We start from the raw sequence: 14,741 nt of genomic DNA on the forward strand, positions 1-14,741 counted from the left end.
AGCGTCAGACGGCTACCGGAGCGTCGGCATCGGCGGAGTCGGTCCTGCGCAGGTAGATCGCCCACGTGACGATCGCGCAGACCACATAGAAGCCGAGGAACACCCAGAACGCTGTGGTTGCCGACTTCGCACTACCGGAGTACGACGCCCGCAGCACCAGGTTGATGGCGACACCGCCGAGTGCGCCGATGGCACCGGCGATCCCGATCAGTGCGCCGGACATCTTGCGGGACCAGTGCTGCTGTTCCTCGACCGTCATGCCCTGCAGTGCAACAGATTTTGCAGCGAAGATCGCGGGAATCATCTTGTACACCGACCCGTTGCCGAGGCCCGAAAGCAAGAAGAGTGCGATGAATCCGATGACGAAGAGGACCATCACAGTGCCGCTGGCCGCCCCGGGCGTCGAGTCGTCCCAGGTGCTGGCCGCTACCAGAATTCCGGTGGAAAAGGTCATGGCCACGAACGTGTACAGGGTGATCTTTCCGCCGCCGATCTTGTCGGCGAGCTTGCCGCCGAACGGACGCGACAGCGACCCCAGCAGTGGCCCGAGGAACGCGATCTGTGCAGCGTGCAGCGAGGCCTGGGCCTGCTGAGCCGCCGTGGCGGGTGCCCCGTCGGTCAATCCGGCCAGGAAGTTGATCTGGAGTACCTGCCCGAATGCGAAGCTGAAGCCGATGAACGATCCGAACGTGCCGATGTAGAGGAAGGCGATCCACCATGCGTCGGAGAACTTCAACACGTCGATCATGGAGCGGCCGTTGGTCTTCTGGTTGTCGAGGTTGTCCATGTACAGCGCGGCACCGACGGCGGCGATCGCGATGAACACCAGGTACACGGCGCAGACGATCTCGGGTGCGGTGTTGCCGATGGTAGCGATGACCAGCAGACCGATGAGCTGGATGACCGGTACGCCGATGTTGCCTCCGCCGGCGTTCAGTCCGAGGGCCCAACCCTTTTCGCGCTGCGGATAGAAGGCGTTGATGTTCGTCATCGACGAGGCGAAGTTACCGCCGCCGACTCCGGCGAACGCCGCCACGATGATGTACGTGGTGTACGAGGCCGGGTTCAACATGAAGTACATCGTCAACAGCGTGGGAATCAGCAACACCAGAGCGCTGAAGATGGTCCAGTTGCGCCCGCCGAATTTCGCCGTGGCGAACGTGTACGGAATGCGCAGGACAGCACCGACGAGGGTGGGGACGGCCACCAGGAAGAACTTGCCCGCGGCATCGATGCCGTAGACCGACAACGGCATGAACAACACCATCACCGACCAGATCGACCAGATCGAGAAGCCGACGTGTTCGGCGACGACCGACCAGATCAGGTTTCGTTTGGCGATCTGCTTACCGCCGCCTTCCCACGCCTGCACGTCCTCGGAATTCCAATGCGCGATCCGGTGATTCACCGAGACGGGAACGGTTCCGGGCGGAACGGGTGCGGTGGCAGCAGAGCCGGTTTCGGCTGAAGCGCTGCGAGAAAGGCTGGTCACGTATGGCCTCCTGGTTCGGTGAGTGACACCAAGATAGGAAAGCCATGTTGCAGCGGCGCTGCGTGCGGTGACCCGCTGATTAACTCGTTCTCACCCGCTCGTCGACGCGTACGTGAGATCGAACGCGTCGACGAGCCGGGTCACCAGGAGTCTTCGAGCATCCGAGGTCGACAGCACAGATAGCCGCCGACCAGCAGAATCACAACGCATCCGGTGAGCAGCGTCAGCGGCAGTCCCCAACCGCCGGACACGGTGTGCAGGAAGCCGAACAGAATCGGGCCGGTGGCCGACACCACGTAGCCCAACCCCTGGGTGAAGCCCGAGAGCGAGGATGAGCCCACCGCGGTGCGGGTCCTGAGATTGATCAGCGTCAGCGACATCGGGAACGTCATCGTGCCGAGACCGATCAGGCACACCCAGATCACCGTTCCGGCGGCAGGCGAGAAGTGCAAGCCGGAGAACCCACAGAGGTAACACACCGCGGCGACCAGGACGAGCCCGAACGGATTGCGCAATTTTGCGCAGAGGGTCGGCGTGGCCAGCGACGTGACCAGGCCCATCGCTCCGAACGCGGCGACCGAGGCTCCGGCCAACCCCTCGCCGATACCCGAGTCGATCAACAGCGTCGGCAGCCACGTCAACATCGAATACGTGATCAGCGACGTCATCGCGAACATCATCACCATTCCCCACGCGAGCGAGGATCGATGGATGCGGCCGCCGGATCGGGTGTGCACGGCCGCCGAACCGGCCTCGGCCGAGACGTCCTTCTCGTCGCGACCGCGTCGGGCGATCACGACACCGAGCCACGGCAATGCTGCGGCAACACCGACGATCGCCCAGACCCCGATGGAGAGCCGCCACCCGTGGGCATCGGCGACCGGAACCGCGAGCAGGGGCGGAATCATGGTGCTGATCTGGAGTGCACAGATGTAGATGGTGCTGACCACTGCGAGTCGATCCGAGAAGTACCGCTTGACCAGAGGTGGAATGACGACGTTTCCGATACCCATGCCGGCGAGGGCGATCGCGGACAGCGCCAGCAACGACGCCGTGTTCGGCGCGAATGCCCGGGTGGCCATCCCTATCGTGGTCAAGGCCATGGCGAGCAGGGCGGCGCGCTCGAGACCGGTGCGCTTGGCGAGAAACGGTGTCGCCAACCCGAACACGGCGAACATCGCCGGCGGCAGCATCCCGACGACGCCGATCACGGCATCCCCGAACTGCAGATCCGTTGCGATCCTGCCGAACAGAGGGCTGATGGATGTCACGGCGGCGCGCAGCGTCAGCGCAGAGAGAACGATGGCGGCGAACACCAGTAGGCGGCCGCGAACGAGTGATGTACCGGTCTGGGTGGTCTCGGAAACGGTAGGCGCACTCACCGCGTAATCATAGGATGACCGGATCATCGGGTGCAACGCAGTATCATCGTCGGCGCAGCACCCCGAGCACTGCACCGCCCCCAGAACGAGGAGCCTCCGTGCGCCAGGTCCACCGATCGAGCCTGATCACCCAGGTCACTGAAGCCCTGCGCGACGAGATCACGTCGAAACGATGGCCGGTCGGCAGCAGAATTCCCACCGAACCGGAGCTGTGCGAGATGACCGGCACCGGGCGAAACACGGTTCGTGAGGCCGTTCAGGCACTCGTCCACGCCGGCATGGTCGAGCGACGGCAGGGGTCGGGAACGTTCGTCATGACCTGCTCGGACCTCGGCGGCACCCTGGGCAAGTACTTCTCGGACGCCCGTTATCGCGACGTCACCGAGCTCCGGGAAACTCTCGAGGTGACCGCAGCAGCATTGGCTGCGGATCGACGCGACGAGCACGACATCCGAGAGATGAACGACGCCCTCGAGAACCGCAATGTCGCCTGGTCGAGCGGCGACGTGCCGTTGGCCGACGCCGTACGAATCGACGCGCGCCTGCATCGGAGCATCGTCGCCGCCAGCCACAACGCGATCTACCTGGAGTTCTACGACTCGTTGCTACCGGTGATCCACGAGACGATCAGAGAACACGCCACTGCTCACGACGACGACTACGTCGCCGAGCACACAGCCCTCGTCGACGCCATCGTGGACGGTGATTCGGCCCGGGCAATCGCCTCCGCCCGGTCGCTGTTCCGCGAACTGTCCGCCCCTCCGGGCCTTGCGCCCGAACCTACAGAATGAGACGCACCAGATCTGCCGTGCGCGCGAGGCCGGGAAATGCCTCCGACGTCGACCGCGGATGAAGTGCGTGCACAGCCAGACGAAACATCAACGCGCGCAACAGCATCTGCGGCCATTCCGGTAGATCGTCCCACCGGCCCACCAGACCGTCGTCGGCGTCTCCCCACGAGAGCGCGTCCACCACGGCGACGCCGGCAGCCCACGACGCCGGACGCCAGTACGGGGTGATGTCGCTGATCCCCGGAGCATCGCTCCCGGAGAACAACACCGTCCCGAACAGGTCGCCGTGTACCAATTGATCCGGCGATTCGACGGGCTTGCGCAGTGTCGCAAGCTGTTTGACCAACTCGAGGCTGCTCTTGCCGTCACTCGACGACGGCTCGGGCGCACCCGCACCGCGAGCGGTCCGTAGCGGAACGGCCTCCCAGGCGGCCCGGTCGGCCGCGACGAACACGTCGACGTCGGCCCACGGGGCGACGGGTGGCTGCACCAAGAAGCGGGGACGTTCCAACTGCGCGGTCGCTGCGTGCAACCGCATGGACAACGAGACCACTTCGTCGTGGCGAGGCTCGGGTTCGCCCGCGACGAACGTATCTGCGCGCCAACCGGACACGACGTATCGACCATCGGTCGAGCGCACCGGTCGAGCGAGGCGAACACCGTCCACAGTCAGTGTTTCTCGCACCTTCGCAGACCAGGCTGCGCGAGCATGATCGGCGACGGGCGAGAGCACGACGTCACCCAGACGCCACCCTCCGTCCCAGTCCGCACCCAGTGGCGCAGGCTCGACATCGCGCAGCCCGAACGTAGAGATCACGTGCTGAGGAGGTTCGACAGAGCTCACGAACGCCACGGTACCGCCGATCGGGCAGAGCTCTGCGGACGACGCGCGCATGCGGCCCAGCCGCCACGTCAGTAGATGGGCAGGCCGGGCTCGATCTGCTTGGCCCACTCCACGATTCCGCCGTCGAGATGGGTTGCGTCGGTGAAACCGGCACCGACGAGAGCGTCGAGAACCTCCGCGGACCTGATGCCGGTTTTGCAGTACAGAACGATCGGTACCTGCTGTGGCAGCTCGGCCAACGCCGCCCCGGACAGAATTCGCCCGCGTGGTATCAGCCGAGCGCCCTCGATCCGCACGATGTCCCACTCCACCGGCTCACGCACGTCGATCAAGGCGACCTCGCGTCCGGAATCCAACATCGCCCGTAGCTGCTCGGGGCTGATCGAGGCGTCGTCGGATTCGACGGCCGGCACCACCCCGCAGAAGGCGTCGTAGTCGATCAGTTCCGTGATCGGGGTTCGGTGCGGATCACGGGCCAGTCCGACGGTTCGGTAGCTCATGGCCAACGCGTCGTAGATCATCAGCCGTCCCAGCAGCGTCTCGCCGATTCCGGTGATCAACTTGATGGCTTCGGTCACCATGACCGATCCGATCGAGGCGCAGAGCACGCCCAGGACGCCGCCCTCGGCGCAGGAGGGCACCATTCCCGGCGGCGGAGCCTCGGGGTACAGATCTCGATAGTTGATCCCGACGCCGCCCGGAGCTGCATCCCAGAACACCGAGACCTGCCCCTCGAACCGGTAGATCGAACCCCACACGTACGGGATACCGACCAGTGCGGCCGCGTCGTTGACGAGGTAGCGGGTGGCGAAGTTGTCGGTGCCGTCGAGAACGAGATCGTAATCGCCGAAGATATCGATCGCGTTGGACGAGTCGAGGCGGACCCTGTGCAGCACCACCGAGACGCCGTCGTTGAGTTCGAGGATCGAGTCCCGTGCGCTGTCGGCCTTCGGTCGTCCGACGTCGGACCGCCCATGGATGACTTGTCGCTGGAGGTTGGACAGCTCGACGTCGTCGAATTCCACGATGCCCAGAGTTCCGATGCCGGCGGCCGCGAGGTACAGCAGCGCAGGCGAACCCAGTCCGCCGGCTCCGACCACGAGCACGCGGGCGTTCCGCAACCGCTTCTGGCCGTCCGTTCCGACGTCCGGAATGATCAGGTGACGGCTGTACCTGGCAACCTCCTCGGAGGTCAGTTCACCGGTGGCTTCGACCAGTGGCGGTAGGTGGACCACGCTCAGCGACTCTCCTCGACTCGACGGGGCGACCACATAACTGCGTTCGCCGCCTTCGAATCTAATCCGCGATCGCTCACCCGCGTGGATAGGGCCACGGGTTGAACCGGCAGGTCTTGCCGTCCATGGGCACGACGCCCTCGGGGTCGAGCCGCGCGATGTCGTCGTTGGCCGTTCCGAACGTCTGCTGCATCATCACCGGTGCCAGCCCGCCGTCGGTTTCGCACGGCTGATGCTGCTGGTAGCCGATGGCGTGCCCGACCTCGTGGTTGATCTGATATTGACGGTACGAACCGATGTCTCCCTGGAAGGAGATCGCTCCGCGTACCCATCTGGGTTCGTTGAGCACGACCCGTTCGATGCCGGGGTTGTAGCAGGACACCTCGAGTTGGATGTCGTATCCACACGCCTGCCGAATGGACATCTGCGACGTCAGGGAAATCCGGAAATCCGGGTCACCCTGATCGATACGGCGGAACGCGAAACGCGGGTCGTTGGTCCAGCTCTTGGGGTTGGCCAACGTCTGATCCACCAGACGGCCGAACGACTCGTCGCCGCCGAAACCGACGGTGTCCACACCGTCCTCGACCTCGACGGTGTAGGTGAACACCCGCTCGGTTCCCTGGCCGACCTGCTCGGTGCTCCCGGCGACGGTGTGCCAGGTGCCTGCCCCCTGCACCGCGAACGGTCCACCGTCGGGCAGCTCACCGGACGAGATCGTTTCCGCGAAATTGCCGTCGGCCTGCGGCGGGACCCCGATGATTCCGGTTCCGGACGTATCGGAGCTCAGCGTGCCGAACCCTGGGTCCTGCGAGGTGCCCTGAGAGGCGGTGCCGACAACCGGGTCACCGGCCCGAACGGCATCGACGACCACGAGCGCGGTGACGGCGATCAGAATCGGTACCGCGTACGCCCGCCAGCCGTAGGTGGCGGCGAACTTTCCCAACTTGGTCTGTTTACGCACGTCACGCTCGGGGCGGCGACTGCGGTCCTTGACCTCGCGCTGCGTCGGGTCCCACTGCGCGCGCAAGGGCTGATGCGACCCACGACCACCCACGCCTCGTGGAAGATCGTCCGACCGCTCGTCGAACCCGCCGGACTGCACACCGCCGCGAATTCGCGGCTCGCCTCGGTCAGTCACTCGCTCACGATCTCACAATCCTGCTCGCTCGCCGCTCGGCACGCCGATACCGGGGACGGATCTATCGGGCTCTCGGTACGACAAACATCGTACAAACAAACCATCCGATGTGATTCGAGATCGACCGTTTCCGACAAGGATCCCCCAGGATCCCAGCGGTGCCGACGGCCACGAGTATCGTTGCCCGTGATCTGCGCTACGAGCGGTCCGAACCGAAGGCCACCCGCCGAAAGTTCACGCCGGACCGCACGTTGTCGAACCAAGACGAGCGCAGCTGTCGACGCGATGGGAACATATTTGATGACAGATCTCGACGACCGGAGGTCCTCCGACCGTCCGGCCACCACCGGCAACCGCCGCAGCGCCAGGCTGCCGCGTGATGCCCGTCGGGCGCAACTGCTGGCTGCTGCGAGCGAAATCTTCGTAACCCGCGGCTATCACGCGTCGGGAATGGACGAGATCGCCGAATGCGCCGGAGTCAGCAAGCCGGTTCTCTACCAGCACTTCCCCGGCAAACTCGAGCTGTACCTGGCGGTACTGCAGAGCTACGTCGACACCCTCATCGCCGGGGTTCGTCAGGCTCTGCGTTCGACGACGGACAACAAGCAACGCGTCCGCGCCGCGGTTCTGGCGTTCTACGATTTCGTCGACACCGACACCCAGGGTTTCCGTCTGGTCTTCGAGTCGGATCTGATGGGTGACCCTCAGGTCAACGCCCGCGTGGAGCAGGCGACCGAAGCATGCGTCGACGCCGTCTTCGACCTGGTCGCCCACGATTCCGGACTCGATCCGTACCGAGCACGAGTGCTGGCCGTCGGCCTAGTCGGTGCCAGCCAGTTCACCGCGCGCTACTGGCTCGAAGCAGATCGGCCGATCTCCAAGGAAGACGCCGTCGACACCACGGTCTCACTGGCCTGGGGCGGCTTGTCGCACGTTCCGCTGCAGTCTCCGTAACCAGCCGGTCGGGCATCCCGCCCACACACGCCACACGCCCCTCGTTCGAGAAGAACGAGGGGCGTGTGGTGTTACCGGCCGTCTCAGGTGGTTGCGAACCCGACCTTGCGAGGATCGGACGGGCCGATCTCGACGTACGACACCTTGGCGGTCTGGATCAAGAACTTGCGTCCCTTCTCGTCCTCCAACGACAGCACTCCGTCCTTACCTGCGAAGGCGGTCGATACGAGCGCTTCGACCTCGGCCGGGGACTGCGCACTGTTCACGACGAGCTCACGGGAACTCTCCGACACACCGATCTTGACCTCCACGGTCAACCTCCGAACTCTCGACAACTGACGCTGTTCTCGCCAGGCTAGTGCAGCCCGCGTGCCGCAGCCGCTTCCAGGCCTGTGCTGTCAGCGAACACCGGCGGGGACCCGCCCCGCCCGGTGCCCGATCGAGCCGATCAGTCCAACCCGAGCGAGGACATCCGCTCGGCATGCTGCTCCTGCATGCGATCGAACAGAGCGACGACCCCGTTGAGGTCGCCCGACGCGGTGATGACGAGATCGGTCAGCGACTCGCGCTGCGCGAGCACGAACTGGGCCTGCGTGATCGCCTCGCCGAGCAGTCGACGCCCCCACAACATCAGGCGTGCCTTGTCCTGGGAGCTCGCCCGGACCCGTTCGGACACCTCGTGGACGACGAACTCCGAATGCCCGGTCTCGGCCAGCACGTCGCGAACGATCTCCGCGACGTCGGGGGCGAGGCTGTGCGCGATCTGCCGGTAGAAATCAGCGGCGATTCCGTCACCCACGTATGCCTTGACCAACGACTCCAACCAGGTCGACGGCGTGGTGGAGGCGTGGTACTCGTCCAGAGCCCGCACGAACGGATCCATCGACGAATACACGTCGAGGCCACGGTTGGACAAAGCCTGTTCCAACGTCTCGAAGTGACTCATCTCGGCGGCGGCCATACTCGCCAGCGCCACCCGGCCTTCCATGGACGGAGCCATTCGAGCGTCCTCCGCCAACCGGTAGAACGCAGAGATCTCGCCGTAGGCGAGCACGGCGAACAAGTCGGGAACGCCCGGGTGATCGTGTGCGATCGCGGGCTCCCCTCTGTCCGGATCGCTCGACCCGACGAGGGCGGTGGATGCAACTGCGGGCGACGACGACTCCGACGAATGGGCTCCCATTCCACGAATCGTAGACCCGTGTCCGACGCCCCGTCGCGGGGCGCGTCACACCTGCCGCGACCCGTCGACCGTGGAGAATCGGGCCGGGCAAGCTACCATGGTGTCGATCGTTGCTCGCGGACCTGTCACACGGACCGAAAGCCGATGCGGCGATCATCGATAATGTGTGCGCACCTGATCCGGGTCGCCTCGAGAGCTTCGCCGCAGCGAACGTCACAGTTCGCGGCCGCGCTGAGGCTGACGGCGACATCACATCGGATTGAGGGCATCGACTTCGGCCGGCAATAGGCCTGTGCCCTTCCTTGTGCGTACGTTCGACCACGAGGAAGGCCAGTCCCCTGAGCAAGATAGTCGTAGACCAAGAATCCGAGACCGGCGACACCACCCTGTCGGCCCAACTGGACGACACGCATGTGCCACCGACGTTCGCCGAGTTGAACGTCGACGCCGACATCGTTCGTGCACTCGCCGACATGGGTATCGAGCGCACCTTCGCCATCCAGGAGCTCACTCTTCCGCTGGCCATCGCGGGCGACGACCTCATCGGGCAGGCCAGGACCGGAATGGGCAAGACGTTCGGTTTCGGCGTGCCCCTTCTGCATCGTCTCGCCACGGAGAATTCCGGAACGACCCCGCTCGACGGCACGCCACGCGCGCTGATCATCGTGCCGACCCGTGAGCTGTGTGTTCAGGTCAGCTCCGACCTCGAGAATGCATCGAAGTACCTCAGCGGCGCGAACGGCCCGGTGAAGGTTCTCTCCATCTACGGCGGCCGCCCCTACGAAGCTCAGATCAGCGCGCTCCAGAACGGCGTCGACGTCGTCGTCGGCACCCCCGGCCGTCTGCTCGACCTCGCCAAGCAGAACCACCTGATCCTCGGCAAGGTCGGCGTCCTGGTTCTCGACGAGGCCGACGAGATGCTCGACCTCGGGTTCCTTCCCGACATCGAACGCATCCTGGGCATGGTCCCCGACAAGCGTCAGACGATGCTGTTCTCTGCGACGATGCCCGGCCCGATCATCACGCTGGCGCGCACGTTCCTGACGCAGCCGACGCACATCCGGGCCGAAGAGGCGGAGTCCTCCGCCGTGCACGATCGCACCGCCCAGCACGTCTACCGGGCGCATGCACTCGACAAGGTCGAGATGGTCGCCAAGGTCCTCAAGGCGGAAGGCCGCGGCGCGACGATGGTGTTCACCCGCACCAAGCGCACGGCGCAGAAGGTCTCCGACGAGCTCGCCGAGCGTGGCTACTCGGTCGGCGCGGTCCACGGAGATCTCGGGCAGGTCCAACGCGAGAAGGCTCTCAAGGCGTTCCGCACCGGCAAGATCGACGTGCTGATCGCCACCGACGTCGCGGCCCGAGGTATCGACATCGACGACGTCACCCACGTCATCAACTACCAGTGCCCCGAGGACGAGAAGACCTACGTCCACCGCATCGGCCGTACCGGCCGTGCGGGGCGCACCGGTATCGCCGTCACCCTCGTCGACTGGGACGATATCCCGCGCTGGCAGCTGATCGACAAGGCCCTGAATCTGGGTATGCCGGATCCGGTCGAGACCTACTCGAGCTCGCCGCATCTGTTCGCCGAGCTCGATATCCCCACCGATGCGACCGGCACCGTACGCAAGGCGGCACCCGCGCGAGCCGCGGAGCAGGCCGCTGACAAGGCCCCCGACTCCGGGTCCGCAGCACCGTCGGCAGAGGCATCCGCACCGAGCAAGCCGCGCCGCTCACGCAGCCGCCGTCGCACCCGCGCGGGACAGGACGGGGACCAGGCCTCGACCTCGACCGACGCCTCCGCATCGACCGCGAACCCTGTTGCAGCACAGTCGGATTCGATCGATTCGTCGACAGCGGAAGCGTCGACCAAGACCGCTCCTCGTCGCCGACGCCGTCGCCGCACGAGCGGATCGTCCGCCGAGACCGGACCGTCGACGGCGAGCGCGTCGGAGTAGTCTCCAGCCGTGCTGGCTCCAGAACGTAGGTCGAGAACCGATCTCGTCGTCGCGGCAGTCATCGCGGTGACGGTGGTCGTGGCCGCGAGCGTCGCCTGGCTCACGGGTGACGCTCGGGGCACCACCTCTGTCACGGCCGACAATCCACTCGCGCCGTCCGAGGCGACCGCCTCCGTGCCCGCCGCCCTGTCCGAGTTGTGGCGGGCACCGAGTTCGGCGACGGATTCGGCGCATACGCCGGTTCCGGTCGTGACCGGTTCGGCAGTCGTGACCGCCGATGGCGGTTCGGTCGTCGGCCACGACCCCCGTTCCGGCGACCCGGCGTGGTCGTACTCGCGAGACCTACCCCTGTGCTCGGTGATCGCCTCCTGGAACACTGCCGTCTCGGTCTACCGCGACGACCGCGGTTGCTCGCAGGTGACCACGCTCGACGGATCGACCGGCGTCCGCACAGCACAGCGCACGTCCGACGCAGACGACTCGGTGTACCTCTCGTCCGACAGCACCTACGTGACCTCGCGAGGTGACACTCGGATGGAACTGTGGCGCTCGGACATGGTGCGCACACTCGAATACGGGCGCGTCGATGCTCCGGTCAACCCGGGTACTCAGCCGAGAACCGGATGCACGCTCCTGTCCACCACGTCGTCCAATTCGCGGACGGCGGTACTCGAACAGTGCCCGGGTGAGCCGGCCGCACGACTGTCTCTGCTCAACCCTGCCCCCAAGGATGCGAGCGAACCCGAGGAGTACGGATCCTCGGTGGTCCCGGATCTCGTCACCTCGGAGCAGGAGCCGACATCCGGACGCGTCCTGGCTCTGACGGGAAGCCTTGTCGCGCTGTATGTTCCGTCCGCAAACGGTGCCCCTGCGCGCATCGCGCTCTACGACGACACCGCCACGGCCGTCTCCGAGTTCGCTCTCCCCGCGGGCCTCGGCCCAACATCCGCACCGCCCGCCTCGCCGGCAGCGAAACAGGGTTCGGTGTTCACCTGGTTCACCGGCTCCGGAGTGCAGGCACTGAACTCCACCGACCTGACTCCGGCGTGGTCCATGCCCGGGGCCCTCGGCAGCGGTGCCGTCATGGCCGGCAGGCTACTGGTTCCCGTGCCCGACGCGATCGCGGTGGTCGAGCTCGCCACCGGCACGGTGATTGCCGAGATTCCGATCGATCGCGGCGACTACGACGGACCGGTGCAGACCTCCGTGATCGGCGATGTCGTCGTCGAGCAGCGCGGTTCCGACCTGGTCGCGCTGGGTTGATCAGGGACCGCTGATCGAGGACGGCCGATCGAAGACGTGCGAGGAGGAGCTACTCCGCGGGGTCGTACGTCTTCAGTTCCGCTGTGCCCTCCCAGTGGGCCAACAAGTTCTCGGCCAGCTCGCGATACGCCTGCGCGCCCTTGTTCTTTCGCCCCGACAGCACTGTTGCGCCGGATGCACTCGCCTCCGCGAAACGCACCGTCCTGGGGATCGGCGGAGCGAGGACCGGCAGCGAGTACCGGTCGGAAACATCGCCGAGCACGTCACGGCTGTGGGTGGTACGGGCATCGAACAGGGTGGGCAGTGCACCCAGCAGTGCGAGGTCGGGGTTGGTGATCTGCTGCACCTCGGACACCGTCCGCAGTAGTTGTCCGACGCCGCGGTGAGCGAGCGTCTCACACTGGAGCGGGACCAGAACCGATTGCGCTGCAGTGAGACCGTTCAGCGTGAGAACACCGAGCGAGGGTGGGCAATCGATGACGACCACGTCGAAATCCTGCAGAATCGGTGCCAGAGCACGCTTGAGTGCGAACTCGCGACCGGCGCGCATGAGCAACAGCGCCTCCGCACCCGCGAGGTCGATCGTGGCGGGCAACAGCACGATCCCCTCCGCCGTCTCGATCAGCACGTCCTCGACCTGTGCGTCCCCGGTCAATACCTCGTGCACCGACGAGTCGAGCTTGTCCGGGTTGTGACCGAGCGAGAACGTCAGGCATCCCTGCGGGTCGAGATCGACCACCAGAACGCGTCGGTCGAGTGCGTGCAGCGCGGCTGCCAGCGAGGCGACCGTAGTGGTCTTGGCCACGCCGCCCTTCTGATTCGCTACCGCAAGAATTGTCGTCACGCCCTGATCCTTGCCTAGATTCGCCGCTCGAGCGAGGTTTGTCGGTTCCGGGCGCGTCAGTGCATCACGATCGGCGGCGCGGATTCCTGAGAAACGTGCTTGGTTCGGGGCAGGAAGAACGCGGGCACGAACGTGATGACGATGAGCACCAACGCGACCATGAAGGTGGTCCCGAACGCGCGCGCCGAGATGTCGAATGCTTCGAGCTGGCTCGAGGCCGTCAGCGCCGGCTTCTGCTGCGCGGTCAACACCACCGACATCAACGCGGTTCCGATCGATCCGGCGGCCTGCTGGACGATGTTCATCAATGTCGAACCGCGAGCGACTGTTTCGTTCGTCAACGTCTGCAGCGCAGCAGTCATGATGGGCATCATCGTCGAGCCGAGCCCCAGCCCCATGACGAACAAGGCTCCGATCAACAACGTGTACGACGTGCTGGTGCCGACCTGGGTGAACACCGCCATGCCTGCGGTGATCAGGACCATGCCCATCAGCACGATTCGTCCTGGACCGGTCTTGTCCGCGATCACTCCGGCGATCGGCATGGCTATCATCGCGCCGATACCCTGCGGTGCGAGAAGCAGCCCGGCCGACAGTGTGGACTCGCCGCGGAGCAGAAAGTAGCTGGGAAACAGCAACCCTGCGCCCATGAACGCGACCATGAAGAAGGTGGTCGTGATGACTGCGACGGTGAGTGAACGGTTCCGGAAGAGCCTCAGGTCGATCAACGGATGCTCGACGCGCAGAGCGTGGAAGACGAACAACACGATCAGCACCAGGCCCACGATGACCGGAACCAGCACCTTGACGGCCAGTACGGTCTCGGTTTCGACGACCGACGACGCACCGTAGAGAAACAGGGCCAGACCGGGCGAGAGCATCAGCATCCCGCGGAAGTCGAACGATTCCGACGGGGTCGGATTGTCTCGCGGAAAGATCACGATTGCTGCGATCAGCGCGAGAATGCCGATCGGCAAGTTGATGAGGAAGATCCAGTGCCAGCTCGCGGCCTCGATCAGCCAACCGCCGAGGATGGGGCCCGCGATGGGCCCGATCAGCATCGGCACACCGAGCACGGCCATCACCCGGCCGATCCGTTCGGGGCCGGCGGCACGCGTCATGATCGTCATGCCCAGGGGCATCAACATGCCTCCGCCGAGGCCCTGCAGTACGCGGAACACGATCAACGACGTGATGTCCCAGGCGAAACTGCACAGCACCGAACCGAGAACGAACAGCACCAGTGCCGTGATGTAGAGACGCTTGGTGCCGAAACGGTCCGCAGCCCAGCCCGTCAACGGGATGACGGTGGCCAAGGCGAGGGTGTAACCGGTCATCGTCCAGGCCGCGTTGGCATACGTGGTCTCGAACACGTCGGTGAACGTCCTCAAGGCCACGCTGACGACGGTGACGTCGAGAATCGACATGATCGCGCCGAGAACGACGACACCGGCGATCTTCAGCAACGCTCCGTCGAGCTTCTCCGGGGCACCGGAGGGCGCGGGCTTCTGCAAGTCGGTCATTGTTCTCCAGATCGATGAGAAGAGCTACGAGGCCAATGCAATGCGCACACTGACGGGCAGGACTGCGTTGCCTGCGACGGTGAAGATCCAGAAGAGAATAACCGTCCGGTAGGTCTGGACTCAATCGC

The 14,741-nt window shown here is 65.2% G+C and carries 13 protein-coding genes; 4 read left to right on the forward strand and 9 right to left on the reverse strand.

Annotation, left to right across the window (positions count from 1 at the left end; genetic code table 11):
* Nucleotides 1–4 precede the first annotated feature (4 nt).
* Together ASH04_RS17850 and ASH04_RS17855 are read right to left on the reverse strand one after the other, a co-directional pair.
* Nucleotides 5–1,408: a nitrate/nitrite transporter gene (locus tag ASH04_RS17850; protein WP_027496540.1), complete on the reverse strand. Its 1,404-nt coding sequence runs from the start codon at nt 1,406–1,408 to the stop codon at nt 5–7.
* A gap of 224 nt (nt 1,409–1,632) precedes the next feature.
* Nucleotides 1,633–2,874: an MFS transporter gene (locus ASH04_RS17855; protein ID WP_230074289.1), complete on the reverse strand. Its 1,242-nt coding sequence runs from the start codon at nt 2,872–2,874 to the stop codon at nt 1,633–1,635.
* A gap of 98 nt (nt 2,875–2,972) precedes the next feature.
* Here ASH04_RS17855 and ASH04_RS17860 point away from each other — a divergent pair, with 98 nt between their 5' ends.
* Nucleotides 2,973–3,665 carry a FadR/GntR family transcriptional regulator gene (locus ASH04_RS17860; RefSeq protein WP_057474140.1) on the forward strand — a complete coding sequence of 231 codons (693 nt, stop codon included), beginning with the start codon at nt 2,973–2,975 and terminating at the stop codon, nt 3,663–3,665.
* Here ASH04_RS17860 and ASH04_RS17865 read toward each other — a convergent pair.
* The 3 genes from ASH04_RS17865 to ASH04_RS17875 form a co-directional block, all read right to left on the reverse strand.
* Entirely contained in the window at nt 3,655–4,509 is an 855-nt protein-coding gene (locus tag ASH04_RS17865; protein ID WP_027496537.1) for a TIGR02569 family protein, read from the reverse strand. The genes ASH04_RS17860 and ASH04_RS17865 overlap by 11 nt on opposite strands.
* 68 nt (nt 4,510–4,577) lie before the next feature.
* Nucleotides 4,578–5,744: an adenylyltransferase/sulfurtransferase MoeZ gene (gene moeZ / locus ASH04_RS17870; RefSeq protein ID WP_082519323.1), complete on the reverse strand. Its 1,167-nt coding sequence runs from the start codon at nt 5,742–5,744 to the stop codon at nt 4,578–4,580.
* A gap of 76 nt (nt 5,745–5,820) precedes the next feature.
* Complete coding sequence (locus tag ASH04_RS17875) at nt 5,821–6,849, reverse strand: DUF3152 domain-containing protein (RefSeq protein ID WP_370878773.1); 1,029 nt, start codon at nt 6,847–6,849, stop codon at nt 5,821–5,823.
* A gap of 336 nt (nt 6,850–7,185) precedes the next feature.
* Between ASH04_RS17875 and ASH04_RS17880 the strand changes: the two genes are divergently transcribed.
* Nucleotides 7,186–7,839: a TetR/AcrR family transcriptional regulator gene (locus tag ASH04_RS17880; RefSeq protein ID WP_027496534.1), complete on the forward strand. Its 654-nt coding sequence runs from the start codon at nt 7,186–7,188 to the stop codon at nt 7,837–7,839.
* Nucleotides 7,840–7,922: 83 nt separating this feature from the next.
* Here ASH04_RS17880 and ASH04_RS17885 read toward each other — a convergent pair whose 3' ends face one another.
* Together ASH04_RS17885 and ASH04_RS17890 are read right to left on the reverse strand one after the other, a co-directional pair.
* On the reverse strand, nt 7,923–8,150 hold the full coding sequence (locus ASH04_RS17885; protein WP_027496533.1) for a DUF3107 domain-containing protein: 228 nt from the start codon (nt 8,148–8,150) through the stop codon (nt 7,923–7,925).
* 137 nt (nt 8,151–8,287) lie between these two features.
* Nucleotides 8,288–9,022 carry a ferritin-like fold-containing protein gene (locus ASH04_RS17890; protein WP_032366312.1) on the reverse strand — a complete coding sequence of 245 codons (735 nt, stop codon included), beginning with the start codon at nt 9,020–9,022 and terminating at the stop codon, nt 8,288–8,290.
* A 413-nt stretch (nt 9,023–9,435) separates the two neighbouring features.
* On the opposite strand from ASH04_RS17890, the gene ASH04_RS17895 reads away from it, so the two are divergent.
* Together ASH04_RS17895 and ASH04_RS17900 are read left to right on the forward strand one after the other, a co-directional pair.
* Nucleotides 9,436–10,983, forward strand: coding sequence for a DEAD/DEAH box helicase (locus ASH04_RS17895; RefSeq protein WP_235580033.1), 1,548 nt, complete (start codon nt 9,436–9,438; stop codon nt 10,981–10,983).
* Nucleotides 10,984–10,992: 9 nt separating this feature from the next.
* Entirely contained in the window at nt 10,993–12,246 is a 1,254-nt protein-coding gene (locus tag ASH04_RS17900; protein WP_057474142.1) for an Rv3212 family protein, read from the forward strand.
* Nucleotides 12,247–12,295: 49 nt separating this feature from the next.
* Here the strand turns inward: ASH04_RS17900 and ASH04_RS17905 are convergent, their stop codons facing one another.
* Together ASH04_RS17905 and ASH04_RS17910 are read right to left on the reverse strand one after the other, a co-directional pair.
* On the reverse strand, nt 12,296–13,090 hold the full coding sequence (locus ASH04_RS17905; protein WP_027496529.1) for a ParA family protein: 795 nt from the start codon (nt 13,088–13,090) through the stop codon (nt 12,296–12,298).
* Between the two features lie 56 nt (nt 13,091–13,146).
* Nucleotides 13,147–14,613 (reverse strand): DHA2 family efflux MFS transporter permease subunit, encoded by a 1,467-nt coding sequence (locus tag ASH04_RS17910; protein WP_032372689.1) that lies wholly within the window; start codon nt 14,611–14,613, stop codon nt 13,147–13,149.
* Nucleotides 14,614–14,741: the final 128 nt, after the last annotated feature.

It is taken from the genome of Rhodococcus sp. Leaf233 (assembly GCF_001426165.1).
In the GTDB taxonomy this organism is placed as follows: domain Bacteria; phylum Actinomycetota; class Actinomycetes; order Mycobacteriales; family Mycobacteriaceae; genus Rhodococcoides; species Rhodococcoides fascians.

Bases quoted from the DNA above. Each gene is read 5' to 3' on its own strand.
- ASH04_RS17890 (WP_032366312.1), bottom strand. From the start codon at position 9,022: ATGGGAGCCCATTCGTCGGAGTCGTCGTCGCCCGCAGTTGCATCCACC.
- ASH04_RS17910 (WP_032372689.1), bottom strand. From the start codon at position 14,613: ATGACCGACTTGCAGAAGCCCGCGCCCTCCGGTGCCCCGGAGAAGCTC.
- ASH04_RS17880 (WP_027496534.1), top strand. From the start codon at position 7,186: ATGACAGATCTCGACGACCGGAGGTCCTCCGACCGTCCGGCCACCACC.